The following is a 23,206-nucleotide window of genomic DNA, read 5'->3' on the forward strand; positions in this document are numbered from 1 at the left end:
TCGTGGGTACGAAGGGTGCCCATGACGGTGTTCGGCTTCCACGCCTCCCACGAGCAGATCCACCCGAGCCGCCTGCTGGAGGCGGTCGTCCACGCCGAACAGGCCGGCTTCGGGGCGGCCATGTCCTCGGACCACTTCTCGCCGTGGAGCGAGCGGCAGGGCCAGTCCGGGTTCGCCTGGTCGTGGCTGGGCGCGGCGCTCCAGGCCACCAACCTGCCGTTCGGCGTGGTCAACGCGCCCGGACAGCGCTACCACCCGGCGATCATCGCCCAGGCCATCGGCACCCTCGGCGCGATGTACCCGGGCCGGTTCTGGGCCGCGCTGGGCACCGGCGAGGCGAGCAACGAGCACATCACCGGCGACGGCTGGCCCCGCAAGGACATCCGCACCGCCCGGCTGCGCGAGTGCGTGGACGTGATCCGCGCACTGCTGGCCGGCGAGGAGGTCAGCCACGACGGGCTGGTCCGGGTGGACCGGGCGAAGCTGTGGACCCGGCCGGAGCAGCCGCCGGCCCTGATCGGCGCGGCCGTCAGCGAGGCCACCGCCCGGTGGTGCGCCGAGTGGGCGGACGGGCTGATCACCGTCAACGCCCCGGTCGAGCGCCTGCGCCGGATGATCGACACCTACCGGTCGGCGGGTGGCCGGGGGCCGCTGCACCTCCAGGTGCACGTCAGCTGGGCGCCGGACCAGGCCGAGGCGGAGGCGGTCGCGTACGACCAGTGGCGCAGCAACGTCTTCGCGCCGCCGGTCTGCTGGGACCTGGAGACGGCCGAGCACTTCGACGTGGTCTCCGCCGACGTCCCCATGAGCACGGTCACCGACGTCGTCAACGTCTCGGCCGACCTGGGCCGGCACGTCGCATGGCTGGAGGAGTACGTGGCGCTGGGCTTCGACCAGATCGCCCTGCACCACGTCGGGCAGGAGCAGCGGGCCTTCATCGACGCGTTCGGCGCGGAGGTGCTGCCGAAACTCCGCACCGCCGGCTGACCGGTCCGCACCGGCGGCGCGTCAGCGCACCCGATCAGGCGCCCCCACCCGACCCGGTCGCCGCGGCGCCCTCGGCCTGCTCGTCCACCATGTACCGGGCGTACCAGGCGGGCCAGTCCGGGTCGGGGCGCCCGGTCTCCTCCTCGTAGCGGCCGTGCGCGGCCTCCGCCCGCCGCAGCGCGGATGCCAGCTCGTCCACCGAGTCATAGGACGCCTGCATGTGACTTCTCCTTCGCCGTCGTCGGTCCGGTCCTCACCACAGCCGGCCCGGCAGACGTGTGGTGATCTCCTGCAGGAACCAGACGTTGCCGTCCGGGTCGCTGAACGAGGCGAACGAGAAGTAGCTCGCCCGCTCCGGGGCCAGCCCGGGGACCCGTCCTCCGCCGTTCGCGCGGGGCAACCCACCCTCGGCGTCGTGGAACACCTCGCTCACCTCGACGCCGCGGCCCGCCAGCTCGGCCCGGGCCGCCTCGACGTCGTCCACCACCAGGTACAGGCCCTGCGTCGAGCCGGGCGCGGCCGTGGTGAGGCTGCGGCCCAACATGATCGAGCAGCCCGACCGGGGCGGTGTCAGCTGCACCACCCGGCCGTCCCCCTCGCCGATGTCGGCGTCCTCACGCCACCCCAGCGCCGCGTAGAAGTTCTTGGCCCGGCCCACGTCGGCGACGGGCAGCACGACGAACTCGAGCTTCATGTCCATGCTGGCGGCTCCTCCTGCGAGGGCAGGGACCTGTCAACGCCTCCGGCGCCGGCGCCCCCGGCCGGCCCTGCGACTATCCTCGACCAGCCGCCGCCGGAAAGGCCCCGAAAGCCGCAAATTCACCAGATTCGCGGGAGGACCGGTCAGGTCAGGCGGCGGGCGAGGACCTGACCGGGCCACGGCTCCCGGCCGGGCCGCTCCACGGTGAACTTCTCGGTGGCCGTGAAGCCCTGCCGCTCGTACCAGCGGACCAGCGCCCCGTCGTCACCGGCGTAGCAGTCCACCCGGAGCAGCGACACACCCTGCGCGCGGGCCAGGTCCGCGGCGTGCGCGAGCAGCCGTCCGCCGATCCGCCGTCCCGCGTACGCGCGGTCGGTGATCAGCAGGTTCACGTACAACTCGGGCTCGGTCGCCGCCGGCACGTACGCGCTGGCCGACCCGACGACCAGCGCGCCCACCGGCCGGTCGCCGATCACCGCCAGCCACAGGCCGTCGCCGGTCGCCCATTCGTCGGCCTGGGCGACCTGCCGCGGGTCCGCCGACGCGGGCCGGGTGCCCCACTGGCCGGTGCGCCCCCGGGCCACCAGCCACACCACGGCGTCGTCGAGCAGGCGCAGGATCGTCGGTGCGTCGGCCGGAGCGCCCGGGCGCACGATCATCTCGTCGGTCACGGTGCCGATCCTGCTACAGCCGCCGCCGGCCGGTGCGCCAGGGCGTACCTCACCAGCGCCGGCGCGGCCAGGCCGGTGGCCGCGAGGACCGCACCCAGCGCCAGCCAGCCGGGTGGGCCCAGGCCGAGCAGCGCCCAGGTCAGCACCGCCGGGCCCGCCGCCCGGGCCAGACCGGCGAGCAGGCCGTCGACGCCCTGGTAGGCGCCGACCGCGGCCGGGTCGGCCAGGTCGTACGCCAGTGCCGCGCCGGCCGTGCCGTGCCACAGGTCGCCCAGCGTGTAACCGACGGTGGTGACCAGCAGCAACGCCACCGCCGCCCCGGCGGGCAGTCCCGCGGTGGCCGCCCACAGGGGCATCGCGACGGCCAGGGTCAGCCCCGCCCGGCGCATCGTCCGCGCCGCCGACCCGGCGTCCCGGGCACCCCGGCTGAGCCGTACCGCGAGCAGCACGGTGAGCACCGTGTTGACCAGCAGCACCGCCGACACGGTGACCGGTGGCGCGTCGGTGGCGTCGACCACCCACAGCGGCACGACCAGGGTCAGCACCACCCGGTGCAGGGACACCACCGCCGAGGCCGCGCTCACCGCGAGGAACGGCCCGTCGCGCAGCGGTCGCCGGACCGCCCGTCGCGGCGCGTCCCCGGCCGGGCGCCCCGCCCGGTACGCGGGCAGCCGCAGGATCAGCGCCGCCGACACCAGATAGGTCGCGGCGTCCCCGACGACCAGCAGCCGGTACGCCGTCGGCGTGTCCACCGCCAGCGCGATCCCGGCGAGGCCGGCACCGACCGCGATGCCCAGGTTCGCCACCGCCCGCAGCGTGGCGAAGGCGTGCACCCGCCCCTCCGGTCCGCCGACGGCGGCGACCAGCGCGGCCCGTACGGCCAGGTTGCCCGACACCAGCAGCGCGTCCGCGATCGCCACCGCCACCAGGACCGGGAACGAGTCCACCAGCAGGTACGACGCGGCGACCCCGGCCTGCAGGACCTGCACGACGGCCCGCACGGTACGCGGGTCGTGCCGGTCGGCGAGGCGGCCCAACGGCACGCTGGCGGTGAGCCCGACCAGCCCGGCGACGGTGAGCGCCAACCCGACCTGCGCGGCGCTCAGCCCGACGACCCGGGTGAGGTAGAGCGCCGAGCCGGTGATCCACAACCCGGAGCCGACGGTGTTCGCGAGGGTGGCCAGGGCGAGGGTGCGCAGCCGGCCGGGCGGTGGGAGCGGCGACACCGCCGACCAGCGGCTCACTCCCGGGCGGGAACGACGGCGGTGGACATGTGTCGACCCTAGGAGTGAAGTTCAGGGCGTAGGGTGCCCGAGGAAGGCGACGCCGATCACAGTGGAGGGACGCGATGCCCGAGATGCGGCGGGCCCGGCCGGAGGACGCTTCGGCGCTCGCCGGACCGATGTCGCTGGCTGTCTGCGGCCCGGTGTTCCGAGGCGCAGGCCACCATGATCGTGCCCGATCGCGGAAGTAGTGGCCTCCCGTCGAGCGCGAGGCCACTACTTCCCTGTTCGAGCGTGATCAGGCCGCAGGGCCGGCCGGGCCCGCGGGACCGGCCGGCCGGTCGGGTCAGGACGTGCAGGCCCTGCCGTTGAGCGTGACGAGGTTCGGCACGGGGTTGGCCCCGCCGCCCGTGGTTCCGTTGAAGCCGAACGTCACCGTGGCACCGGGTGCGATCTTCGCGTTCCACGACAGGTTCGTCGCCGACACCGTCGCGCCGGACTGGGTCACCGCCGCCGACCACGACGAGGTCACCTTCTGGTCGCCGGTGAAGGCGAACCGCAGCGTCCAGCCGTCGACCGCGGCGGTGCCGGTGTTGCGGACGCTCACGCCGGTGGTGAAGCCGCCCGGCCAGCTGCCGTGGTTGGTGTACGTCACCGCGCAGGTCGGCGCCGGCACCGCACCGGAGTCGCCCTGGTCGGCGAGGAACGACGCGATCCAGGCCAGCGCCGAGTTCCAGTTGATTGCGACCTCGTTCGTGGCGTACGAGTTGATGTCGTCGACGTAGCAGAACATCGGCGCGCAGCCGGCCAGCAGCTGCTGCGCGAACGGGTCCTGGAGGGCCGCGTTCGGGCCACCGGCGAGGGACCCGGCGGGCGGCTTCGGCAGGGCCGGGTCGAGCTGGTGGGCGAAGATCCGACTGTGCTGGTTCTCCGCCGCGTGCTCGCCCCACCCGGTGACGTACGAGATGTTGAGCGCGTTGCGGCCGAGGATGTAGTCCATGGCCTGCACCGCGCCGTCCCGGTACTTCGCGTCGCCGGTCAGGTCGAACGCGGTGGCCAGCACGACCGCGTTGTTGATGACGTTGCTGTTGCCGCCCCAGAAGTAGCTGGCGGCGTCGCCGGGCATCGGCAGCCCGTACGCCTGCCGGGCCAGCTCGGCCAGGTGGTCGTCGGCGGCGGCGGTGACCGAGGCGCGGACGCGGGCCAGCTCGGCGGCCGGCAGTCCGTTCGGCACGGTGGCCAGGTCGAGGCGGCCCAGCGCCGCGACGCCCTGCCAGCCGAAGCCACGCGGCTCGAACACGTCCCCGGTGTGGTGCGGAGACGCGCTGAGATCCGTCAGGTAGGCCCGGGAACCGGTGGTCAGGTACAGCTCGACCGCCGCCCAGTAGAACTCGTCGGTCACGAACGTGTCGTCGTACGCGCCGCCGCCGGTGCTGTCGGTCGGGCTGGCGTACCGCTGGGGGTGGGCCTTGGCCGCCGCGTAGGCCGTCTTCGCCGCCGTGGCGCAGCGACCCGCGAAGGTCGCGTCGTAGGGGGCGAAGAGCCGCGCGCACTGTGCGGCGACGGCGGCCAGGTTGAGGGTGGCGGCGGTGGACGGCGGGTGCAGCTCGCGCGGCTGCGGGTCGTCGTGGGGTTGCAGCGGCAGTCCGGTCCACTGCCGGTCGTGGATCTTGTGGTGGGCCATCCCGGCGAGCGGCTTGCCGGCGGGTACCTGCATGCGCAGCAGGAACTCCAGTTCCCAGCGCGCCTCGTCGAGGATGTCGGGCACGCCGTTGCCACGCTCGGGCACCCGCAGGGTGCTGTCACCCAGCGCGGCGCCGCCGCCCGCGGTGGCCGCCGTCCTGGTGCGTTCGAACGTGTTCAACAGCTGGTAGGTGGCGATGCCGCCGTTGACGACGTACTTGCCGTGGTCGCCGGCGTCGTACCAGCCGCCGCGCACGTCCAGGGAGTAGTCGCAGACGCCGGGCTGGCAGGGCACCGACGTGTCGCCCTGGTTGGGGGCCACGCCGAGGTGGCCGGCGGGGCGGGCGTACTCGTCGCCGATCAGGTCCCCGTCGATGGCGATGCCGCTGCGCTGGGCGTAGAAGAACTGCAGGGCGTCGGAGCGGAGCTGGTCGTAGAGGGTGCCGGAGATGTCGAACGGGTGGCTGGTCTCGCCGTCGGCGACCAGAGTCAGCCCGGCGCCGGGGGTCCGGTACGACGAGAAGTCGATGGTGTGGACGGTCTGTCCGGAGGCCTCGTCCTCGCCGCGCGGGGTGCTGGTGCCGCTGGCCACCACGTCGCCGGAGGCGGAGCGGAGCTGCCACGGCAGCGCCTCGGTCGCCGCGGTGACGACCGTGGCGTTCTTCGGTCCGCCGGGCAGGTAGCCGACCTGGTTGACCCGCACCCGGGGCCCGGTGTCCGGCACGTACGGCTCCGGCGGGTCGCCGCCGCGCAGGGACACGTCGTCCAGGCAGAGGGTCTGCTCGGCGGCGTTCCCGCCGACCTGGAAGATGAGCTGGGCGCTGGGGTTGTCGGCCGGCACGGTGAAGGTCTGTGCGAACCGCTGGGCGGTGCCGGTGGCGGTCGCGTCCACGCTGGCGTAGGTGGTGTAGGGCGCGCTGCCCAGTTGCAGGACGGCCTTGACGGCGGTGCCGGGGGTGGCGGAGACGTCGAAGCCGAGGGTGTACTCGGCGCCGGCGACCAGCGGCACGCCGTCCTGGCCGATGCCGGCGTCCCACGGGTTGGCCAGCCCGCCGGGAACGGTGGTGCAGAGCCGCCCGTCGGTGACCGCGAGTGGGCCGGTGCCGTACGAGAACCAGGGGGCGACCCCTGCGCTGAAGTCGCCGTTGTCGATCTGCTCGGGGGCGTCGGGAGGCGGTTCGGCGTACGCCGTGCCGGCGCTGGCGCCGGTCAGGGCGACGGCGGTCGCCGCGGCGAGCGCCGCGAGGCGGGGTCGGGATGACGTCACGGGTAGTCCTTCCGGGACGGGTGAAGCGCTGGTGGTGGCACTGCCGGTGGAGGCGCGATATCTGGGAGCGCTCCCAGGTATCGCCCCGATGGTCCCAGTGCCCGGGGCCCCTGTCAATCGACCAGGTCTGATGAATTCGCGGGCGGCCCGCAGTGAGATTCGCCGCGCCCGGCGGGCTCGATCCTGATCTCCTAGAGACAACTCGACCCTCCGCCTGGCAGGCTGCCTCCCATGACCCTGAAGCTGCGTTCCGTGGGAACGAGCGACCGTGGGCTGATCCGCAGCGGCAACCAGGACGCCCTGCACGCCGGAGCCTGGCTCGTCGCCGTCGCCGACGGCATGGGCGGGATGGCGGCCGGCGACCTGGCCAGCGCCATCGCGATCGACACGATCGCTCCGCTGGACGTGGAGACCCCCGAGGACGCTCTCGTCGCCGCGTTGCAGAGCGCCATCCACCAGGCCAGCGCGCGCATCCGCCAGGCGGTCGCCGAGGACCCCGAGCGGCAGGGCATGGGCACCACGCTGACCGCCCTGCTCTTCGCCCGCACCGGCAGTTGCCTGGCCCTCGCCCATGTCGGGGACTCCCGGGCCTACCTGTACCGGGAGGGGGTGCTGAAGCAGGTCACCCGCGACGACACGTTCGTGCAGATGCTCGTCGACCAGGGGGTCATCACCGCCGACCAGGCGAGCAGCCATCCCCGGCGTGCCGTGGTCACCCAGGCGTTGCAGGGCGACGACGTCAACCCCTCCTACGCCACGATGGTGCCCCGGGCCGGCGACCGGTGGCTGCTGTGCAGCGACGGCCTGTCCAACGTCGTCCGCCCGGACACCCTCACCGAGGTGCTCGCCACCCACCCGGAGGCCGGCGAGTGCGTCCGCAAGCTCATCGACCTGGCGCTGCGGGCCGGCGGCCCGGACAACATCACCGTCGTCGTCGCCGACGTGGTGCAGGAGTAGTCCCCGCGCGGCGTCGGCACCGCCTCGTCCCCGTGGCAGGTCCGCCCGGGCCGGGGACATCCCGGCCGGGCCCTCGGTGGCCCGGTGGCGGGGGCCGTCGCGACGCGTCCGCCCGGTCTCACCGAGCGGGTGTGCCCGCCGGGAAATCCTCCAGGCCGACGACCCGCAGTAGGTCCAGCCGTTCGCGGGACTCGGCGTCGGTCGGGGTCAGGACCAGCAACTTCTGCCTCTGGTCCGGCGTCGTCAACGTCTCGCAGTCCACCCGCACCCGGCCGACCCGGGGATGCACGACGGTCTTGCGGTCGGCGCGTCGGACCGCCACCTCGTGCTCGGCCCACAGCCGGCGGAAGTCGGCGCTCTCGGCCTGCAACCGCTGGAAGAGGCGGGCCACGGTGGGGTCGCCGTGCCGGCGTCCGGAGACGGCGCGCAGGTCGGCGACGATCACCCGCGCGTGGTGCTCCGCATCCTCGGGCGGATAGACGGCGCGGGCCGCGGGGTCGGTGAACCACCGGTACACGTGGTAGCGCCGGTCGCCGGAGTGACCGGTGTCATCACCGAGCAGCAACATCGAGCTGTGGTTCTGGGCGAGAGTCTCGCCCAGGTCGGACAGGACGGTGGCCGGAGTGTCCCCGAGCAGGTCGAGCATGCGCAGCAGCCCGGCGCGGGCCAGCCGGGCGGTGCCCTCGGCGGGCGGCGGCTGATGGCCGGCCAGGTGGAACAGGTAGGCGCGCTCGTCGTCGGACAGCCGCAGGGCACGGGCCAGCGCGCCCAGCAACTGCGTGGACGGCTGACTGCTTCGGCCCTGCTCCAGGCGAACGATGTAGTCCACCGACATGCCGGCGAGCAGGGCCACCTCCTCCCGGCGCAGACCCGTGGTGCGCCGGCGCGGGCCGTCGGCCAGGCCCACGTCGCCGGGACGGACCATCTCCCGGCGGCGGCGCAGAAAAGCGGCGAGGTCGGCACGGTGCATGACGTCATGGTCCCTCGGAAGGCGATGCCGAACCAGGGAGCCGCGCTCCCACGATGAGCGCTCCGCTCCCGCGTCTCCCGTGGCCGGCACAGGATGGATGTCGACAGCCACGAGGATGGAGACACGATGCGGACACGAAACCTGGGGCGTACCGGACCGACCGTCTCGGCGCTGGGCCTCGGCGCGATGGGCATGTCGGGCGGTGTCTACGGCGCGGCCGACCGCACGGAGAGCATCGCCACCGTGCACGCGGCGCTGGACGCCGGCGTGACGCTGATCGACACGGGTGACTTCTACGGCATGGGGCACAACGAGATGCTGCTCGCCGAGGCACTGCGCGGCCGCGACCGGGACAGCTACGTGCTGAGCGTCAAGTTCGGCGCCCTGCGGGCGCCGGACATGTCGTTCGGCGGTGTGGACACCCGGCCGGAGGCGATCCGGAACTTCCTGGCCTACTCGCTGAACCGGCTGGGCACCGACCACATCGACATCTACCGCCCCGCCAGGCTGGACCCGGCGGTGCCGATCGAGGACACCGTCGGTGCCGTCAAGGAGATGATCGACGCCGGGTACGTGCGGCACGTCGGCCTCTCCGAGGTCGACGCCGAGACGGTCCGCCGGGCCCACGCCGTGCACCCGATCGCCGACCTGCAGATCGAGTACTCGCTGATCTCCCGGGCGGTGGAGGACGACGTCCTGCCGACCCTGCGTGAGTTCGGCATCGGCATGACGGCGTACGGCGTCCTGAGCCGCGGCCTGATCTCCGGGCACTGGAACGCCTCCCGCGCCCCCGGCCCCGGCGACTTCCGCGCCTCCAGCCCGCGCTTCTCCGCCGAGAACCTGGAGCACAACCTCGCCCTGGTCGACGCGCTGCGCCGGATGGCGGACGCGAAGGACTGTTCGGTCGCCCAGCTGGCGATCGCCTGGGTCGCGGCCCAGGACGACGCGATCGTCCCGCTGGTCGGCGCCCGCACCCGCGAGCGGCTGGCCGAGGCCCTGCCCGCGGTGGACCTCACGCTCACCGCGGACGATCTCGCGGAGATCGAGAAGGCGGTCCCGCCGGGCGCGGCCCGCGGCGACCGCTACCCGAGCGCGATGATGCGCACTCTCGGCGTGGGCAACTAGCGGCGGGGCGACCTAGCGGCGGCGGGGCGTGGCGTGCCGGGTCGGGGTGGCTCCGGTCGGGTCCTCCGGCCAGGGGTGACGCGGGTAGCGACCGCGCAGCTCCGCGCGTACCTGGGGATAGCCGGTGCGCCAGAACGACGCCAGGTCGGCGGTGACCGCGACCGGCCGGCCGGCGGGGGAGAGCAGGTGCAGCAGCACCGGTACCCGACCGTCGCCCACCCGGGGCGCGTCGCGCCAGCCGAAGGTCTCCTGGAGCTTCACCGCGAGCACCGGAGCGTCCGGATCGGCGTAGTCGACCCGGACCCGGGACCCGCTGGGCACGGTGATCCGCTCGGGCGCCAGCTCGTCCAGGCGGGCCGCCACCGACCAGGGCAGCAGCCGGCGCAGGGCCGCGGCGACGTCGACCCTGGCCAGGTCCGCCCGGCGCCGGGCGGTGGCCAGCTCTGGCCCGAGCCAGACCGGCGCGGCGTCGACGAGCGCCGCGTCGTCCACCTCCGGCCAGCCGTCGCCGAGGGCGCGCCGGCAGAAGGCCAACCGCTCCCGTAGCGCCCGCGCCGCCGGCGTCCAGGTGAGCAACCCCACGCCGGTACGCCGCAGGCCGTCCAGGAGCGCCGCCGACACCTCGGCCGGGGCCGGATCCAGGGGGCGCTCGACCAGCTCGACCGCGCCGAGCCGGACCACCTCCCGGGCCACCACGTCCGCACCGGACCACGCCACCTCGCGTACCTCCCGCAGCAGTGGTCCGCCCGCCTCCCGCGCGGTCGCCTCGTCCACCGGCGTGGCCAGGCGGACCCGCGCGGTCGGCGCTCCGGGGGAGCGGTCCGCCACCGCGACGGCCAGCCAGTCCGCGCCCGCCAGGCCCGAACCGGCCGCCAGCTCCGCGGCGGTCCCGCCACTCATCAGGTACGCCGAGCCGCCCGGCCGCCGCACCCGGGCCAGCCGTTCCGGGTACGCCAGACCGACCAGCAGCCCGGCCGCCAGGTCGTCGGTCAGCGGGGCGGCACCCCGGGCGGTGGCGCCCCCGGCGCCATGCGGCGAGGTGTGCGCCGCCGGGGGCAGGGCGGCGCGCAGGCGACGTACCTCCGCGCGCCAGCGGGCCGTGGCCACCGGGTCGACACCCGCGCGGAGCCGGCGCCACGCGGCCGTCAGATCGTCACCGGGCCCGGTCACGCCCTCCTCGGCCAGCAGCGCGACCACCTCGGCGGCCCGCTCCGGGCCCACCCGGTCGGCACCGTCGAGCAGGGCCCGGGCCAGGCGCGGATGCGCCCCGGCGGCGACGACGGCCCGACCCCGGTCGGTGATCCGGCCGTCGGGGTCCACCGCCCCGATCGTGCGCAGCGTCTCGCGGGCCACCGTCATCGCCGCCGGAGGCGGCGGGTCGGGCAGGGCGAGCCCGGCGCCGTCCGGTGCGCCCCAGGCGGCCAGTTCGAGGGCGAACCCGGTCAGGTCGGCGGTGGCGATCTCCGGTTCCGGCTGGGCGGGCAGCCGCTCGTGGACGGCCGGCGACCAGCACCGGTACACGTACCCGGGCGCCTCCCGGCCGGCCCGGCCGGCACGCTGTGTGGCCGCCGCCCGGGACACCGGCACGGTGACCAGCGCGCCCAGGCCCCGGGCCAGGTCCATCCGGGCCACCCGGGACAGCCCCGCGTCGACCACCACCCGCACACCCGGCACGGTGAGGCTGCTCTCCGCCACCGCGGTCGCCAGCACCACGCGCCGCCGGTCGGCCGGGCGCAGTGCCGCGTCCTGGTCGGCGCCGCGCTGACGGCCGTGCAGCGGCAGGACCGCCACCTCGGCGCGCAGGTCGGCCAGCCGGCCGGCGACGGCGGCGATCTCCCCGGCGCCGGGCAGGAAGACCAGGACGTCACCGTCGCGCTCCCGCAGCGCCCGCCGGACGGTGGCCGCGACGTGGTCGAGGAGCCCCCGGTCGACCGGCCGGCCGGCCGGTGCCGCGACCGGGCGGGGCGGCGGTGCCCAGATGCGGGTCACCGGGTGCAGCGCCGAGGACGCCCGCACGACCGGAGCCGGCGGGCCGTCCCCGCCGAGCAGGGCGGCGAACCGGTCCGCCTCCGGGGTCGCCGACATCGCCAGCAGCCACAGGTCCGGGCGCAGCGCGGACCGTGCCTCCACGGCGAAGGCGAGCGCGAGATCGGCGTCGAGCTGGCGTTCGTGGACCTCGTCGAGCAGCACCGCCCCGGTGCCGGTCAGCTCCGGGTCGTGGTGCAGCCGTCGGACCAGCAGACCGGTGGTGACCACCTCGACTCGGGTCCGGGGGCCGGACCGCCGTTCACCCCGGACCGCGTACCCGACCCGTTCGCCGACCCGCTCGCCCAGCAGGGCGGCCATCCGGTGCGCGGCGGCGCGGGCGGCGATCCGGCGTGGTTGGGCGACCAGCACCCGACCGGTCACCTCGTCGGCGACCGCCAGGGGAGCGAGGGTGGTCTTGCCGGTGCCCGGCGGTGCCACCAGGACCCCGGCGCCGGCCGACCGCAGCGCCGCGACCAGCGCCGGCAGCACGGGCCGTACGGGCAGGTCGAGGGACACGTCGGAGAGCACGGCCCAGTCTCGCACCGCACCGACCCGCCGGCGGGGTGCCCCTTCCGCACGGGCGCGGACGCGACGATGGCCGGGCCCGCCGGCCCGGCCATCGTTCCACCACCCCTGGTACGCGCGGTCCAGCCTTAGTACGTGCCGTCCAGCTGCCCCCGCAGCTTGGTCAGCGCACGGGCCAGCAGCCGGGAGACGTGCATCTGCGAGACGCCGATCTGCTCGGCGATCTGCGACTGGGTCAGGTTGCCGTAGAAGCGGAGGGTGAGGATCTTCTGCTCACGCTCGTCGAGGGTGGCCAGCGCCGGGCCGAGGGCGACGCGCAGCTCGGCCAGCTCGAACTCGCCGTCCTCGCCGCCGAGCATGTCGCCCAGCTCGGTGGCCCGGTCGCCGTCGCCGGTCGGGGTGGACAGCGACACCGCGTTGTAGGCGCGGGCGCCCTCCAGGCCCTCCAGGACCTCTTCCTCGGTCAGCTTGAGGTGGGCGGCGATGTCGGCGACCGTCGGGGAGCGGCCCAGCGTCTGCAGCAGCGAGCTGTTCGCGTCCGAGATGGCCAGCCGCAGCTCCTGCAGGCGGCGCGGCACCCGGATGTCCCAGGTGCGGTCCCGGAAGTGGCGCTTGAGCTCCCCGATGATGGTCGGGATCGCGTAGCCGGCGAAGTCGACGCCGCGCGACGGGTCGAACTTGTCGATGGCCTTGATGAGGCCGACGGCGGCGGTCTGGGCGAGGTCGTCCGTGGGCTCGCCACGACCGCTGTAGCGGTGGGCCAGGTGGTTGGCGAGCGGCAGCCAGGCCTCGATCGCCTTGTCCCGCAGGGCGGCGCGGGACGGGTGGTTGGTCGGCAGCGCCGCCATCGCGTTCAGCAGGTCGGCGGCGCTGTCGGTGAGCGCGCGCGGGTCCAGCTTCTCGGTGGTGGTGCTCTGCACGGCCTTGCTCGCCTGCTCGCTGATCGTTGGCGCGGTCATGGGTGGTCCTCCCTGCACCTCGTCCGCGGATAAAAAGACGTGACGCTTTGGTTTAGCTTCAGATGTCCGTTCGGGAGTCACCTTAGCCTGATCGTCTCGCCAAAATCTAGCCGAAAGTACGATGTACTTAAGTGATTTTCGGCCAGCAAGAACGTGAAAAGGACAAACTACCCCTCGATTGTGACCCCGCTAACGGCTTCCCCGCGTCGTCCGGACAACGGATGGACCCCTCCGGTTGGTCGGTGACGCTCGGCCGGGTGGCCCCCGTGGCCTCGGATAAGAGGTCGCGGGTGTCGACTTTCCGTCGTTGTCCCGTGGACGGGACCAGCCGTAGCGTCGCGGGTACCACTCATTCGGAGGCCCCGTGCTCGACCCCGCCCTGCCCCAGCTGGTCGTCAACAGCCGCACGCTCTTCTTCAGCTGGCTGCCGGCGGACCACGACGCGGTCGCGGCGCTGGTGCCGGCGGGGCTGACTCCCCGAGCGGACCGCCAGGTCTTCCTCAACCAGTACGTCGTCGACGACGAGTCGCAGACCTCCGGCTTCGGGGCGTACTCCCTGACGTACATCGGGGTCTCGTTGAGTGGAGTGGACGCTCCCGGCGGGGACAGCCCCGGAGGCTGGTGGACGACGTACGTGACCTCCAGCGAGCGGGTGCGGGCGTACGCGGCGGCCCGTGGCGCCCCGGCCGTGCTGGGGCATACCACCATCGAGACGGAGCGGGGATTCCTGGTCTCCCAGACCGAGATCGGCGGCGTTCCGCTGATCCGGGCCCGCTGCCAGGTCGGCGAGGCCGGCCGGACGATCAGCAGCGGCCACCACCGGTACTTCACCGCCCGCGACGGCGAACTGCTCAGCGCGGTCTACCCGTACGTCGCGGAGCCGGTCGACCCGTTCGTGATCGAGTCGGTGGAGTTCCTCGACCCGACGCACCCCGTCTACGCCCTGCGGCCGGAGAACCCGCTGACCATCCCGTACGGCTTCTACTCCCCACGGGCCTCGTTCGCCTACCCGGGCGGTCTCGGCGTGCACCGGAGCGCGACGGTGCCGGCGCAGGTCGGCCCGGCCGCTCACCAGGTGCCGGCGCGCCGGGCCCGCAGCGGCCTGCCGTCCGGGTCGTAGACCAGCCGGTACACCGGCAACGCCCACGCCCGGGTGTACCAGGGCAACCGCTCCGGCCGGTGTGGCCGCAGCCGGCCCGGTGGTCGGGGACCCCGCTGCCCGGAGTCGTACCACCGTTGCAGCTCGTCGGCCGCCCCGACCACCGCCGCGACCGCGTCGGCCGGGTCGAGCAGGTCGTCGTCCTGGCTGCCGGCCGGGTCACGGTCCAGGTGCTCACGCAGCAGGCGCAGACGCAGGTCGCGGGCGAAGACCCGCGCGCCGTCGCCCTGCCCGGCCGGGTCGAGGGGTGCCCGCTCGTCACGGGTGTCGTCGAGCACCGCACAGGACAGCTCGCTGTCGTGGGTCCAGGACCGGCGGTTGAAGTTGTCACTGCCCACGCTCGCCCAGACGTCGTCGACCACGCAGACCTTGGCGTGCACGTACACCGGCTGGCCGGCCGGGTTCTCCACGTCGAAGACGTGCACCCGGTCCGGGGCGGCCTTCTCGCACAGGGACAGCGCCTGCTCGCGGCCGACCGTGTTCGGGGGCAGCGCGAGCCGGCCGTCCACGTCCGGGTAACGGGGGACCACCGCGACGAGGTGCAGGTCCGGGTTGTCCCGCAGGGACTGCGCGAAGAGGTCCGCCACCTCGGTCGACCAGAGGTACTGGTCCTCCAGGTAGATCAGCCGGCGGGCCCGGTGGACCGCCTTGGTGTAACCCCGGGCCACCGTCCGCTCGCCGTCGGGCGCGAACGAGTACCGGGGCCGGACGGCCGGGTAGGTGCGCAGCACCTGGATGTGGTGCGGGCCGCAGGGCGGCGGAGCCGGTGGCTGGTCGGGCAGCGGGTCCGGGCGCAGGTCCGCGCCGCGCAGGCGGTCCCGCACGTACGCCAGCGGGTTCTCCGAGTCCAGCGGCATCGGGTCGGTCCACCGCTCCCGGAAGCTGGTGTCCAGGGCCCCGACCGCCGGGCCGCGCACCATGAGCTGTACGTCGTGCCAGGGCGGGTGGTCGCCGTACCGGGCGGACATCACCACGGCCTGCGGGTCACCGGCGTGGTCGGCGTCGTCGCGGCGGCTGTGGCACAGGTCGATACCGCCGGCGAAGGCGACATCCCGCTCCGGCGCGCGCGGGTGGCGCAGCACCACCAGCTTCTGGTGGTGCGAGCCGCCCCGGCGCACCCGCTGGTCGAGCAGCACCTCGCCGCCGGCGGCGGAGATCGTCTCGCTCAGGTTCCGGTTCTCATCCTCGCTGTACGCGAGAACGTCGAGGTGGGACCGCCAGACGAGCCCCTTGACCACCACACCGCGCTGCGCGGCCTGGGCGAACAGTTGGGCGACGGTGGGCCCGTCGGGTCGCATCCGCTGGTCCGGGTCACCCCGCCAGTCGGTGAAGAAGAGGTGGTCGCCGGCCTCCAACGCCTGCACCTCGTCCACCAGCCGGTCGAAGTACGCGGCACCGTGAATTAACGGCTCGGCAAGGTTTCCGCTGGTCCAGACGGGTAACTCGGACCGTGGGTTGGCGCGTTCGCCCGCAGAGAGGAACCACTCCTGCAGCGCCAACGGTCCAGCCCTCCTGAGGTCTACGACGTCCTCACGGTACGACCCTCGCCGAGGGTTCGTGCGCCGTCGGCACCACGGTGACCTGGACGGCTGCCCCCCGGCGATACCCATCCGACGACGACGCGCAAACGCGAGGAGGCCACACCATGCCCGGCGAGACGACGAACTCCGTGACCGAGTACCGCGAGCAGGCGGTGGAGGGGGAGCGGGGTGCGGTGGTAGCCGTCCTGGTGATGGTGATCCTCGGCGTGGCCGGCATATTCGCCGTCTCCTAACCGGGCCCGCCGGTAAGGAAGGGCCCCCCGTTAACGCCTGCGGTAGAGGAAGGGCCCCTTCTTAACGCGTCAGTGGGCGCCCCGACGGATCGGGGCGCCCACCGTTGCTCGGCCTCGCACGGTCAGGGGCGGGAGCCCTGCCCGTCGGTGTGCGGCAGGCGCTCGGCGGGGATGACGCCGAGCTTGCCGGCCTGGAAGTCCTCGAACGCCTGGACCAGCTCGTCGCGGGTGTTCATCACGAACGGGCCGTAGTGCGCCACGGGCTCCCGGATCGGCTGTCCACCCATGATGTAGAGGTCCAACGCCGGGGTGTTGCTGTCCTGGTGGGCGTCGGCGGCGAACCGCAGCGCGTCACCCGGGCCGTGCACCGCGAGCTGGCCGGTGTGGAAGGGCCGGCGCTCGGTGCCCACCGTGCCCCGACCGCCCAGGACGTACACCAGGGCGTTGAAGTCCGGGTTCCACGGCAGGTCGACCTGGGCGCCGGGCTGCACCGTGACGTGCGTGATGCTGATCGGGGTGTGGGTCGAGCCCGGACCCTGGTGCCCGGCGATCTCACCCGCGATCACGCGGATCAGCGCACCGCCGTCCGGGGTGGTCAGCAGCGTCGACTCCCGGCCGCGGATGTCCTGGTACTTCGGGGCGGTCATCTTGGCGACCCGGGGCAGGTTGACCCAGAGCTGCGTGCCGTGGAAGAGCCCGCCGCTCATCACCAGGTGCTCCGGCGGCGCCTCGATGTGCAGGAGGCCGCTGCCGGCCGTCATCCACTGCGTGTCGCCGTCGGTGATGGTGCCGCCGCCACCGTGGGTGTCCTGGTGGTCGAAGATGCCGTCGATGATGTAGGTCACGGTCTCGAAGCCGCGGTGCGGGTGCCAGGGGGTGCCCTTGGGCTCGCCCGGCGCGTAGTCCACCTCGCCCATCTGGTCGAGCATGACGAACGGGTCGAGTTCGCTCATCGGCACCCCGGCGAAGGCCTTGCGGACCGGGAAGCCCTCGCCCTCGTAGCCGCTCGGGGCCGTGGTCAGCCGGCGAACCGGCCGGAAGGTGGTGGACTCGTCGAGCCGGGGCAGGCGGGGCAGGACGAGGACGTTGTCGACGGTGATCGCGGGCATCTCAGGCTCCTTGGCTGTCGCTGGTGAGGGTCGACGCGTCCCGCTCGGCGCGCAGGCGCCGGCCGAGCCGTTCGAAGATCCGGGTGAGGTAGGCGACCTCGGTGTCGTCGAGGTCGTCCATCAGGTGGGTACGGACCGACGCGAGGTGGTGCGGCGCGGTCTCGCGCAGGGTGAGCAGCCCGGTGGCGGTCAGCACCGCCTCGCTGCCCCGGCGGTCCGCCGGACAGGACTCCTTGGCGACCAGGCCCCGCTTCTGCATGGACGAGATCTGGTACGTCAGCCGGCTCGGCGAGAACACCAGGCGGCTGGCCAGCTCGCCCATCCGCAGCCGCTGGCCCGGCGCCTCGGAGAGCAGCACCAGCACGTGGTAGTCGGCGAAGCTCAGCTCGCTCGCGACGCGCAGGTCCTCCTCCAACTGGGTGAACAGTCGCTGGCTGGCCTCGATGTAGGCCCGCCAGGCGGTCAGTCGGTCCGGGTCCAGGCTCTCGGTCACGTGCCCAAGAGTAGCACTCTTTCAAAATTTAACAAGTGCCGTCGAGTGGGCCGCTCGGCACGCGCCACGCACCGCGTAAGTCGGACTTTCGACTTTGAAGTACATGTCCGTCGACGCGCGGACCGCAGCCGGCGATAGGGTCGACAGGTGGACGATCTCCAACTGCTCGACTGGCGGGAGCGGGTCGCCCGGCTGTACCTCTCCGACGCGGACCTGACCGGATTCCGGGCGGCCCGGGACGAGTTGTTCCGCTCCCACCCGCAGAGCCCGTTGCCGGCCGGCGAGCGGGTCGGGTTCACCGGCCTGCCCTACTACCCGCCGGACCCGGAGGCGGTGGTCGAGGCGCCGCTACGTCCGGCGTCGGGCACCGGGAGCATCGACACCGGCGGTCCGGACGGGGTCGTCCGGTACCGCCGGGTCGCGGTCGCGGAGACGCCGTGGGGTCCGCTGACCCTGTGGTGGATCGAGGCGTACGGGGGCGGGCTGTTCGTGCCCCTACGCGACGCGACCTGCGGCGACGGCACGTACGGGGGCGGCCGGTACCTGACCGACACGGTCAAGGGCACCTTCGGTCGGGGGCTGACCGTGCTGTCCGGCGACCGGGTGCGGCTGGACGCCAACTACCTGTACAACCCGTCCTGCGCGTACGACTCCCGCTGGGCCTGCCCGCTGGCCCCGCCGGAGAACCGGGTGGACGTCGCCCTGCGGGCGGGGGAGCAGGCGTACCACGCGTGAGACGGCCGCCCCGGCGTGCTGCCGGAGCGGCCGTGAGCTGCGCGGGTCAGCGGCCGCTCGCCTGGCCGGCGCCCAGGTGCAGTCGGCCCAGCAACTGCCGGGCCTGCTCGGCGAACTGGGCGTCCACCGTGACGGCGTACTGGCCGGCGCGCAGGGAACTGGCCGAGGTGAAGTCCCGCCGGCCACCGGTCATCGCGTGCGCGACCGCCCCGAAGACCGCGCCCCAGATGGCACCGATGACCAGGCCGACCAGGATCACCGCGATCCAGTTGCCGACGGTGAAGATGCCGAACAGCAGCCCGATGAAGAGACCGAACCAGGCGCCGCTGCCGGCACCCACGAGGGCCGCGCGAGCCGTGGTCATCCGGCCGAGGACGGTCTCCACCAGGGTGAGGTTCGTGCCGACGATCGCCGTGTGCTCCACCGGGAACCGGTTGTCGGCGAGGTGGTCGACCACCCGCTGCGCGGACGGATAGTCCGGGTACGACCCGATGGTCACGGTGGGTGGACCGGTCTCCGGGCCGTGCCCGTCGCCGCGCGGCGCGGCCGGGCGTCCCGCGGGACCGGACGGGAGGGTGTCGCCGCCCGACATGCCGGGCCGCCAGGCCGAGGTCGGACTCGACGGTGTGGTCATGAGCATCCCCCTTCGTCGACCACGGATGTTCCCCCGCTCGTCGGGCGGTAACGCCCGGTCACCGGTCATTGCGGGAATGTCGCCCCTGCGGCCCGGGTAGGCACCGCCGTGGACAGCGGGAGGATCAGCGAGCACGGCTTCCTGGCCGACGGACGCAGCGCCGTCCTGGTGGACCGGGCCGGGTCGGTCAACTGGTGGTGTCCGGAACGGTTCGACGGGCCGTCGGTCTTCGGCCGGCTGCTCGGCGACGACGCGGGGCACTGGTCGATCCAGCCGGTGGGATCCTTCACCACCGACCGGTCCTACCTGGACGGCACGCTCGTGCTGCGGACCGTCTTCACCACCGGGCAGGGAACGGTGGCGGTCACCGACGCGCTCGCGCTGGAACCCGGTGCGCGGGGCCACGACATCGGCCTGCGCTCACCGCGCGTGCTGGGGCGGATGGTGGAGGGCCTGTCCGGAGAGGTGCCGGTGCGGCTGGACTACCGGCCCCGGTTCGAGTACGGACGGGTCATGGCGTACCTGGTGGAGACCGACGGGGTGATCGGCGCGACCGCCGGCGCCTGCCACCTGAGCCTGCGCGGCGACGTGCCGCTGACCCTCGGCGAAGGGGACGCCTCGGCGACGTTCACGGTGCGGGCCGGTGAGACGTACCGGTTCACCCTGGGGTACGCGCCGACCTACGACGCGGCGCCGCCACACCTTCCCGATGCCGACCGGGTGGTCGCCGACGCGGTCGCCGGCTGGCGCTCCTGGGCGGACCTGCACCGGGACCATTACCGTGGGCTGTTCCGCGACGAGGTCCGGCGCAGCGCCCTCGTCGTGCAGGGGATGACCTACGGGCCCAGCGGTGGAATCGTCGCGGCGGCGACCACCTCGCTGCCCGAGGAGCTGGGCGGCGACCGCAACTACGACTACCGCTTCGTCTGGGTGCGGGACTTCAGCCTCACCCTCCAGGCGCTGTGGCGCGCGGCCTGCCCGGACGAGGCCGATCGGCAGTTCTCCTGGGTGGGGCGGGCGATGGGCCGGATCGGTGACGAGCCGGTGCCCATCATGTACGGCGTCCAGGGCGAGCGGGACCTCACCGAGCACACCCTCGACCATCTCCCCGGGTACGCCGACAGCCGGCCGGTCTTCGTCGGCAACGACGCCTGGAAGCAGCGGCAGAGCGACGTGCTGGGCGAGGTCCTCGACGCGGCCTGGCTCATGCGGCACTACCTCGACCCGATGATGCCCGACGTGCGGCACCTGCTGCGCTCGCTGGCTGACCAGGCGACCGTCACCTGGCGGCTGCCGGACGCCGGCATGTGGGAGGCCCGGGACGCCGAACGCCACTACGTCTCGTCGAAGGTGCAGTGCTGGACGGCGCTGGACCGGGCGGTGCGCTTCGGTCCCCGGCTCGGTGAGCCGTCCGACGTGGCCCGCTGGGCGGCGGCCCGCGACGAGGTCCGGGAGGCGGTGCTCGACCGGGGCTGGAACGAGCGGCTCGGCGCGTACGCCGGGGCGTTCGAATCCGACAGGCTGGACGCGTCGGTCCTGATGATGCCGCTGGTGGGTTTCCTGCCCGCCGACGACGAGCGGATGCGCTCGACGATGGACGTCGTGGAACGCCGCCTGTCCCGTGGCGGCCTGCTGCGCCGCTGGGACGACGATCCGGCGGGTTTCGTCATCTGCTCGTTCTGGCTGGTCGGGTGCCTTGCCCTGGCCGGTGAGGTGGACCGGGCCGGCGACCTGTTCGCGCAGCTCGCCGGCCGGGTCAACGACCTGGGCCTGTACGCCGAACAGATCGACCAGGTCACCGGGGAGCACCTGGGGAACTTCCCGCAGGCGTTCTCCCACATCGGCCTGATCAACGCCGCCGGCCTCCTCACCGAGGCCGTGGAGCGGCACCGCGCCGCGGGGCGACCGCGGCAACCCGTGCCGGCCGGTACGGGACGGACGGAAGGAGCACGCTCATGACCGGACGCCTGACCGGGATGACCGCCCTGATCACCGGCTCGGACTCGGGTATCGGACAGGCCACGGCCATCGAGTTCGGCCGGGAGGGCGCCGACGTGGTGGTGCACTACCTGCACGACCACGCCGGGGCGAACCACACGAAGGCCGAGATCGAGAAGACCGGCCAGCGGGCCGTCGTGGTGCAGGGTGACATCAGCGTCGAGCACCAGGTCGAGGCGATGTTCGACGAGGCGCTGACCGCGTTCGGCCGGCTGGACATCCTCATGAACAACGCCGGCGTGGACGCCTCGGGCATCCCGGTGGCCGATCTGGACACCGAGACCTGGGACCGGTGCATCCGCACCAACCTGTACGGGATGTTCTTCTGCTGTCGGCGGTTCGTGCGGCACCGCCGCGACGAGGGCGGCCAGGGGAAGATCATCAACATCACCTCCGTTCACCAGGAGGTGGCTCGGGCCGGCGGCTCGGACTACGACTCCAGCAAGGGCGGCATGCTGGAGCTGGCCAAGAGCCTCGCGTTGGAGGTCGCCCCGATGCGCATGAACGTCAACAACATCGGGCCGGGGATGGTGCTGACCCCGTTCAACCAGGAGGCGATCGACAATCCGGAGTACCTGGAGGAGCAGGTGCAGAGCATCCCGTGGAAGCGTGCCGCGGAGCCCGGCGAGATCGCCAAGCTGGCGGTCTTCCTGGCCAGCGACGACGCCGACTACGTGACCGGCTCGACGTACTTCATGGACGGTGGCCTGATGCAGAACCAGGGGCAGGGCGCCTGACCGCGTCGTGACGCGCCGGGCCCGTCGTCGTCCGACGACGGGCCCGGCGGTTTGCTGGCGGTCAGGAGCAGGCGGTGCCGTTGAGCGTCCACCCGCCGAAGGCGGGCAGGGTGCTCCCGGTGAAGGTGCCCTGGAAGCCGACGCTGGTGGTGGCGCCGCTGGCCAGGCTGCCGTTCCAGGTGGCGTTGCGGACGGTGATCCGATCACCGGACTGGGTCCAGTCGCCGTTCCACCCGTTGGTCAGCCGGACGCCGGCCCCGGGCGCGAAGGTCAACGTCCAGCCGTTGAGCGCGGCGCCGTTGTTGGTCACCCGCAGTTCGGCGGTGAAGCCGCCGGTCCAGGCGTTCGGGGTGTACCGGACCGCGCAGCCGCCGGCCGGCGGGGGAGTGGTCGGCGGTGCGGTGGTGGGCGGTGCGGTCGTCGGCGGTGCGGTGGTGGGCGGTGCGGTCGTCGGGGCGCTCGTCGTCGGCACCGGTCCGGCCGCGATCGCGAGGTCGTATGCCCGCTGGGGGACGAACTGGCCGGCCGGCGCGATGCAGCCGTCGGACTCGCCGGGCAGCTTGACCCAGAGGAACGCATCGATGGCGGCATCGCCGGTGGCGGTGGTGCTGGGCGTGCCGATGGCCCGGCCGGTCGGGTCGCACCATTCCGAGCCGGCCGGTCCGTTGCCGTTGCGGCTGGTGTCGACGACCGCCTTCAGCCGGGACACGCCGGTCGCCGCGATGATCGCCTTGGCGTACGCGACCTCGTCGGCGGTGCGCCGGTAGTTGGAGACGTTCAAGGAGATGCCGTCCGCGCTGTTGGCGATGTCGGCGCCGAGCAGCCGGGACGCCGCCTCGCTCGGCGACAGCCACGCCGAGTGCCCGGCGTCGAAGTAGACGCGGGCCTGCGACGAGGCGGCCTTGAGCTTCTTGCCTGCGTACGCCATGGAGGCCTTCGTCTCGGCCTGCTGGGCGGCGTTCTGGCAGGTGGTCATCAGGGGCAGCACGTCCGGCTCCAGCACGATGGTCGCCGGACGCCCGTTCAGGCCGGCTGCCACCTGGTCGACCCACTGCCGGTAGGTGGCGTGGTCCGGGGCCCCGCCGGTGCTCGCGCCGCTGCAGTCCCGGTTGGGGATGTTGTAGACGACCAGGATCGGCACCTTCCCGGCCGCGGCGGCCGCTCCGACCAGGGCGTCCACCTCGGCGCGTACGGTCGAGGTGTTGGTGCGGGTGAACCAGCGACCCTGCGGCACGGTGGCGATCCGGTCCCGGATCACGGCGGCGCGGGGGTCACCGGGGTTGGCGGCGACCCAGCCGGCCGCGGCGGTGGCCGGGTCGACGTAGAAGGTGGAGTCGGCCGCGACGGCCGCCGGCGCGTGAACCAGGGCGAGGGCGGTGGCGGCGGTCAACGCCGACGTGGCGGCGGCCGCGGCGAGGGCCGGTCTGCGTCTCATGTCAGTCACTTCCCATCATCGAGGGATGCCGCTGGAA

21 protein-coding genes are annotated in these 23,206 nt (G+C 73.5%); 8 read left to right on the forward strand and 13 right to left on the reverse strand.

Annotated elements, in window-relative coordinates:
* The first annotated feature begins 21 nt into the window (after positions 1–21).
* Positions 22–987, forward strand: coding sequence for a TIGR03885 family FMN-dependent LLM class oxidoreductase (locus ACTMSW_RS27960; protein ID WP_441183704.1), 966 nt, complete (start codon positions 22–24; stop codon positions 985–987).
* A 34-nt stretch (positions 988–1,021) separates the two neighbouring features.
* On the opposite strand, the gene ACTMSW_RS27965 is transcribed toward ACTMSW_RS27960, so the two are convergent.
* The 5 genes from ACTMSW_RS27965 to ACTMSW_RS27985 all read right to left on the reverse strand — a co-directional run bounded on the left by ACTMSW_RS27965 (position 1,022) and on the right by ACTMSW_RS27985 (position 6,531).
* Positions 1,022–1,207 (reverse strand): hypothetical protein, encoded by a 186-nt coding sequence (locus tag ACTMSW_RS27965; RefSeq protein ID WP_441183705.1) that lies wholly within the window; start codon positions 1,205–1,207, stop codon positions 1,022–1,024.
* A gap of 33 nt (positions 1,208–1,240) precedes the next feature.
* Complete coding sequence (locus ACTMSW_RS27970) at positions 1,241–1,687, reverse strand: VOC family protein (protein ID WP_441183706.1); 447 nt, start codon at positions 1,685–1,687, stop codon at positions 1,241–1,243.
* Between the two features lie 143 nt (positions 1,688–1,830).
* Positions 1,831–2,358 (reverse strand): N-acetyltransferase family protein, encoded by a 528-nt coding sequence (locus ACTMSW_RS27975; protein ID WP_441183708.1) that lies wholly within the window; start codon positions 2,356–2,358, stop codon positions 1,831–1,833.
* Positions 2,355–3,602, reverse strand: coding sequence for an MFS transporter (locus ACTMSW_RS27980; RefSeq protein ID WP_441183709.1), 1,248 nt, complete (start codon positions 3,600–3,602; stop codon positions 2,355–2,357). The genes ACTMSW_RS27975 and ACTMSW_RS27980 overlap by 4 nt, the downstream gene beginning before the upstream one ends.
* Before the next feature lie 325 nt (positions 3,603–3,927).
* Positions 3,928–6,531, reverse strand: a complete 2,604-nt coding sequence (locus tag ACTMSW_RS27985) for a glycoside hydrolase family 9 protein (RefSeq protein ID WP_441183710.1) — start codon at positions 6,529–6,531, stop codon at positions 3,928–3,930.
* A 231-nt stretch (positions 6,532–6,762) separates the two neighbouring features.
* Here ACTMSW_RS27985 and ACTMSW_RS27990 point away from each other — a divergent pair, with 231 nt between their 5' ends.
* Positions 6,763–7,488, forward strand: coding sequence for a PP2C family protein-serine/threonine phosphatase (locus tag ACTMSW_RS27990; RefSeq protein ID WP_441183711.1), 726 nt, complete (start codon positions 6,763–6,765; stop codon positions 7,486–7,488).
* 118 nt (positions 7,489–7,606) lie between these two features.
* Here ACTMSW_RS27990 and ACTMSW_RS27995 read toward each other — a convergent pair whose 3' ends face one another.
* Positions 7,607–8,458, reverse strand: coding sequence for a helix-turn-helix domain-containing protein (locus tag ACTMSW_RS27995; protein WP_441183712.1), 852 nt, complete (start codon positions 8,456–8,458; stop codon positions 7,607–7,609).
* Positions 8,459–8,584: 126 nt separating this feature from the next.
* Between ACTMSW_RS27995 and ACTMSW_RS28000 the strand changes: the two genes are divergently transcribed.
* On the forward strand, positions 8,585–9,583 hold the full coding sequence (locus tag ACTMSW_RS28000; protein WP_441183713.1) for an aldo/keto reductase: 999 nt from the start codon (positions 8,585–8,587) through the stop codon (positions 9,581–9,583).
* A gap of 12 nt (positions 9,584–9,595) precedes the next feature.
* Here ACTMSW_RS28000 and hrpB read toward each other — a convergent pair whose 3' ends face one another.
* Entirely contained in the window at positions 9,596–12,139 is a 2,544-nt protein-coding gene (gene hrpB, locus ACTMSW_RS28005; protein ID WP_441183751.1) for an ATP-dependent helicase HrpB, read from the reverse strand.
* A 125-nt stretch (positions 12,140–12,264) separates the two neighbouring features.
* On the reverse strand, positions 12,265–13,095 hold the full coding sequence (locus ACTMSW_RS28010; protein ID WP_441183714.1) for a SigB/SigF/SigG family RNA polymerase sigma factor: 831 nt from the start codon (positions 13,093–13,095) through the stop codon (positions 12,265–12,267).
* Positions 13,096–13,459: 364 nt separating this feature from the next.
* Between ACTMSW_RS28010 and ACTMSW_RS28015 the strand changes: the two genes are divergently transcribed.
* Positions 13,460–14,215, forward strand: coding sequence for a hypothetical protein (locus ACTMSW_RS28015; RefSeq protein ID WP_441183715.1), 756 nt, complete (start codon positions 13,460–13,462; stop codon positions 14,213–14,215).
* On the opposite strand, the gene ACTMSW_RS28020 is transcribed toward ACTMSW_RS28015, so the two are convergent.
* Positions 14,164–15,753 carry a phospholipase D family protein gene (locus ACTMSW_RS28020; protein ID WP_441183716.1) on the reverse strand — a complete coding sequence of 530 codons (1,590 nt, stop codon included), beginning with the start codon at positions 15,751–15,753 and terminating at the stop codon, positions 14,164–14,166. The genes ACTMSW_RS28015 and ACTMSW_RS28020 overlap by 52 nt on opposite strands.
* A gap of 146 nt (positions 15,754–15,899) precedes the next feature.
* Between ACTMSW_RS28020 and ACTMSW_RS28025 the strand changes: the two genes are divergently transcribed.
* Entirely contained in the window at positions 15,900–16,028 is a 129-nt protein-coding gene (locus ACTMSW_RS28025; protein ID WP_357031685.1) for a hypothetical protein, read from the forward strand.
* 122 nt (positions 16,029–16,150) lie between these two features.
* Here the strand turns inward: ACTMSW_RS28025 and ACTMSW_RS28030 are convergent, their stop codons facing one another.
* On the reverse strand, positions 16,151–17,137 hold the full coding sequence (locus ACTMSW_RS28030; RefSeq protein WP_441183717.1) for a pirin family protein: 987 nt from the start codon (positions 17,135–17,137) through the stop codon (positions 16,151–16,153).
* Between the two features lies 1 nt (position 17,138).
* On the reverse strand, positions 17,139–17,630 hold the full coding sequence (locus tag ACTMSW_RS28035; RefSeq protein WP_441183718.1) for a MarR family winged helix-turn-helix transcriptional regulator: 492 nt from the start codon (positions 17,628–17,630) through the stop codon (positions 17,139–17,141).
* Positions 17,631–17,777: 147 nt separating this feature from the next.
* Here ACTMSW_RS28035 and ACTMSW_RS28040 point away from each other — a divergent pair, with 147 nt between their 5' ends.
* Positions 17,778–18,365 (forward strand): DUF1684 domain-containing protein, encoded by a 588-nt coding sequence (locus tag ACTMSW_RS28040; RefSeq protein WP_441183720.1) that lies wholly within the window; start codon positions 17,778–17,780, stop codon positions 18,363–18,365.
* A gap of 46 nt (positions 18,366–18,411) precedes the next feature.
* On the opposite strand, the gene ACTMSW_RS28045 is transcribed toward ACTMSW_RS28040, so the two are convergent.
* The gene (locus ACTMSW_RS28045) at positions 18,412–18,999 is read right to left on the reverse strand and encodes a general stress protein (RefSeq protein WP_441183722.1); all 588 of its coding nucleotides are present in this window, start codon (positions 18,997–18,999) and stop codon (positions 18,412–18,414) included.
* A gap of 108 nt (positions 19,000–19,107) precedes the next feature.
* On the opposite strand from ACTMSW_RS28045, the gene ACTMSW_RS28050 reads away from it, so the two are divergent.
* Positions 19,108–20,958: a glycoside hydrolase family 15 protein gene (locus ACTMSW_RS28050; RefSeq protein ID WP_441183723.1), complete on the forward strand. Its 1,851-nt coding sequence runs from the start codon at positions 19,108–19,110 to the stop codon at positions 20,956–20,958.
* Positions 20,955–21,734 carry a glucose 1-dehydrogenase gene (locus ACTMSW_RS28055; protein ID WP_441183724.1) on the forward strand — a complete coding sequence of 260 codons (780 nt, stop codon included), beginning with the start codon at positions 20,955–20,957 and terminating at the stop codon, positions 21,732–21,734. The genes ACTMSW_RS28050 and ACTMSW_RS28055 overlap by 4 nt, the downstream gene beginning before the upstream one ends.
* Positions 21,735–21,795: 61 nt before the next feature.
* Here the strand turns inward: ACTMSW_RS28055 and ACTMSW_RS28060 are convergent, their stop codons facing one another.
* Positions 21,796–23,169, reverse strand: coding sequence for a glycoside hydrolase family 6 protein (locus ACTMSW_RS28060; RefSeq protein ID WP_441183725.1), 1,374 nt, complete (start codon positions 23,167–23,169; stop codon positions 21,796–21,798).
* Positions 23,170–23,206: the final 37 nt, after the last annotated feature.

Origin of the sequence: Micromonospora sp. BQ11, assembly GCF_052068135.1 — a bacterium.
In the GTDB taxonomy this organism is placed as follows: Bacteria; Actinomycetota; Actinomycetes; order Mycobacteriales; family Micromonosporaceae; genus Micromonospora.

Excerpts from the sequence above, each read along its gene's own strand:
- ACTMSW_RS27960 (WP_441183704.1), top strand. The coding sequence starts at position 22 with ATGACGGTGTTCGGCTTCCACGCCTCCCACGAGCAGATCCACCCGAGC.
- ACTMSW_RS27965 (WP_441183705.1), bottom strand. The coding sequence starts at position 1,207 with ATGCAGGCGTCCTATGACTCGGTGGACGAGCTGGCATCCGCGCTGCGG.
- ACTMSW_RS27970 (WP_441183706.1), bottom strand. The coding sequence starts at position 1,687 with ATGGACATGAAGCTCGAGTTCGTCGTGCTGCCCGTCGCCGACGTGGGC.
- ACTMSW_RS27990 (WP_441183711.1), top strand. The coding sequence starts at position 6,763 with ATGACCCTGAAGCTGCGTTCCGTGGGAACGAGCGACCGTGGGCTGATC.
- ACTMSW_RS27995 (WP_441183712.1), bottom strand. The coding sequence starts at position 8,458 with ATGCACCGTGCCGACCTCGCCGCTTTTCTGCGCCGCCGCCGGGAGATG.
- ACTMSW_RS28000 (WP_441183713.1), top strand. The coding sequence starts at position 8,585 with ATGCGGACACGAAACCTGGGGCGTACCGGACCGACCGTCTCGGCGCTG.
- ACTMSW_RS28010 (WP_441183714.1), bottom strand. The coding sequence starts at position 13,095 with ATGACCGCGCCAACGATCAGCGAGCAGGCGAGCAAGGCCGTGCAGAGC.
- ACTMSW_RS28025 (WP_357031685.1), top strand. The coding sequence starts at position 15,900 with ATGCCCGGCGAGACGACGAACTCCGTGACCGAGTACCGCGAGCAGGCG.
- ACTMSW_RS28030 (WP_441183717.1), bottom strand. The coding sequence starts at position 17,137 with ATGCCCGCGATCACCGTCGACAACGTCCTCGTCCTGCCCCGCCTGCCC.
- ACTMSW_RS28045 (WP_441183722.1), bottom strand. The coding sequence starts at position 18,999 with ATGACCACACCGTCGAGTCCGACCTCGGCCTGGCGGCCCGGCATGTCG.
- ACTMSW_RS28055 (WP_441183724.1), top strand. The coding sequence starts at position 20,955 with ATGACCGGACGCCTGACCGGGATGACCGCCCTGATCACCGGCTCGGAC.
- ACTMSW_RS28060 (WP_441183725.1), bottom strand. The coding sequence starts at position 23,169 with ATGAGACGCAGACCGGCCCTCGCCGCGGCCGCCGCCACGTCGGCGTTG.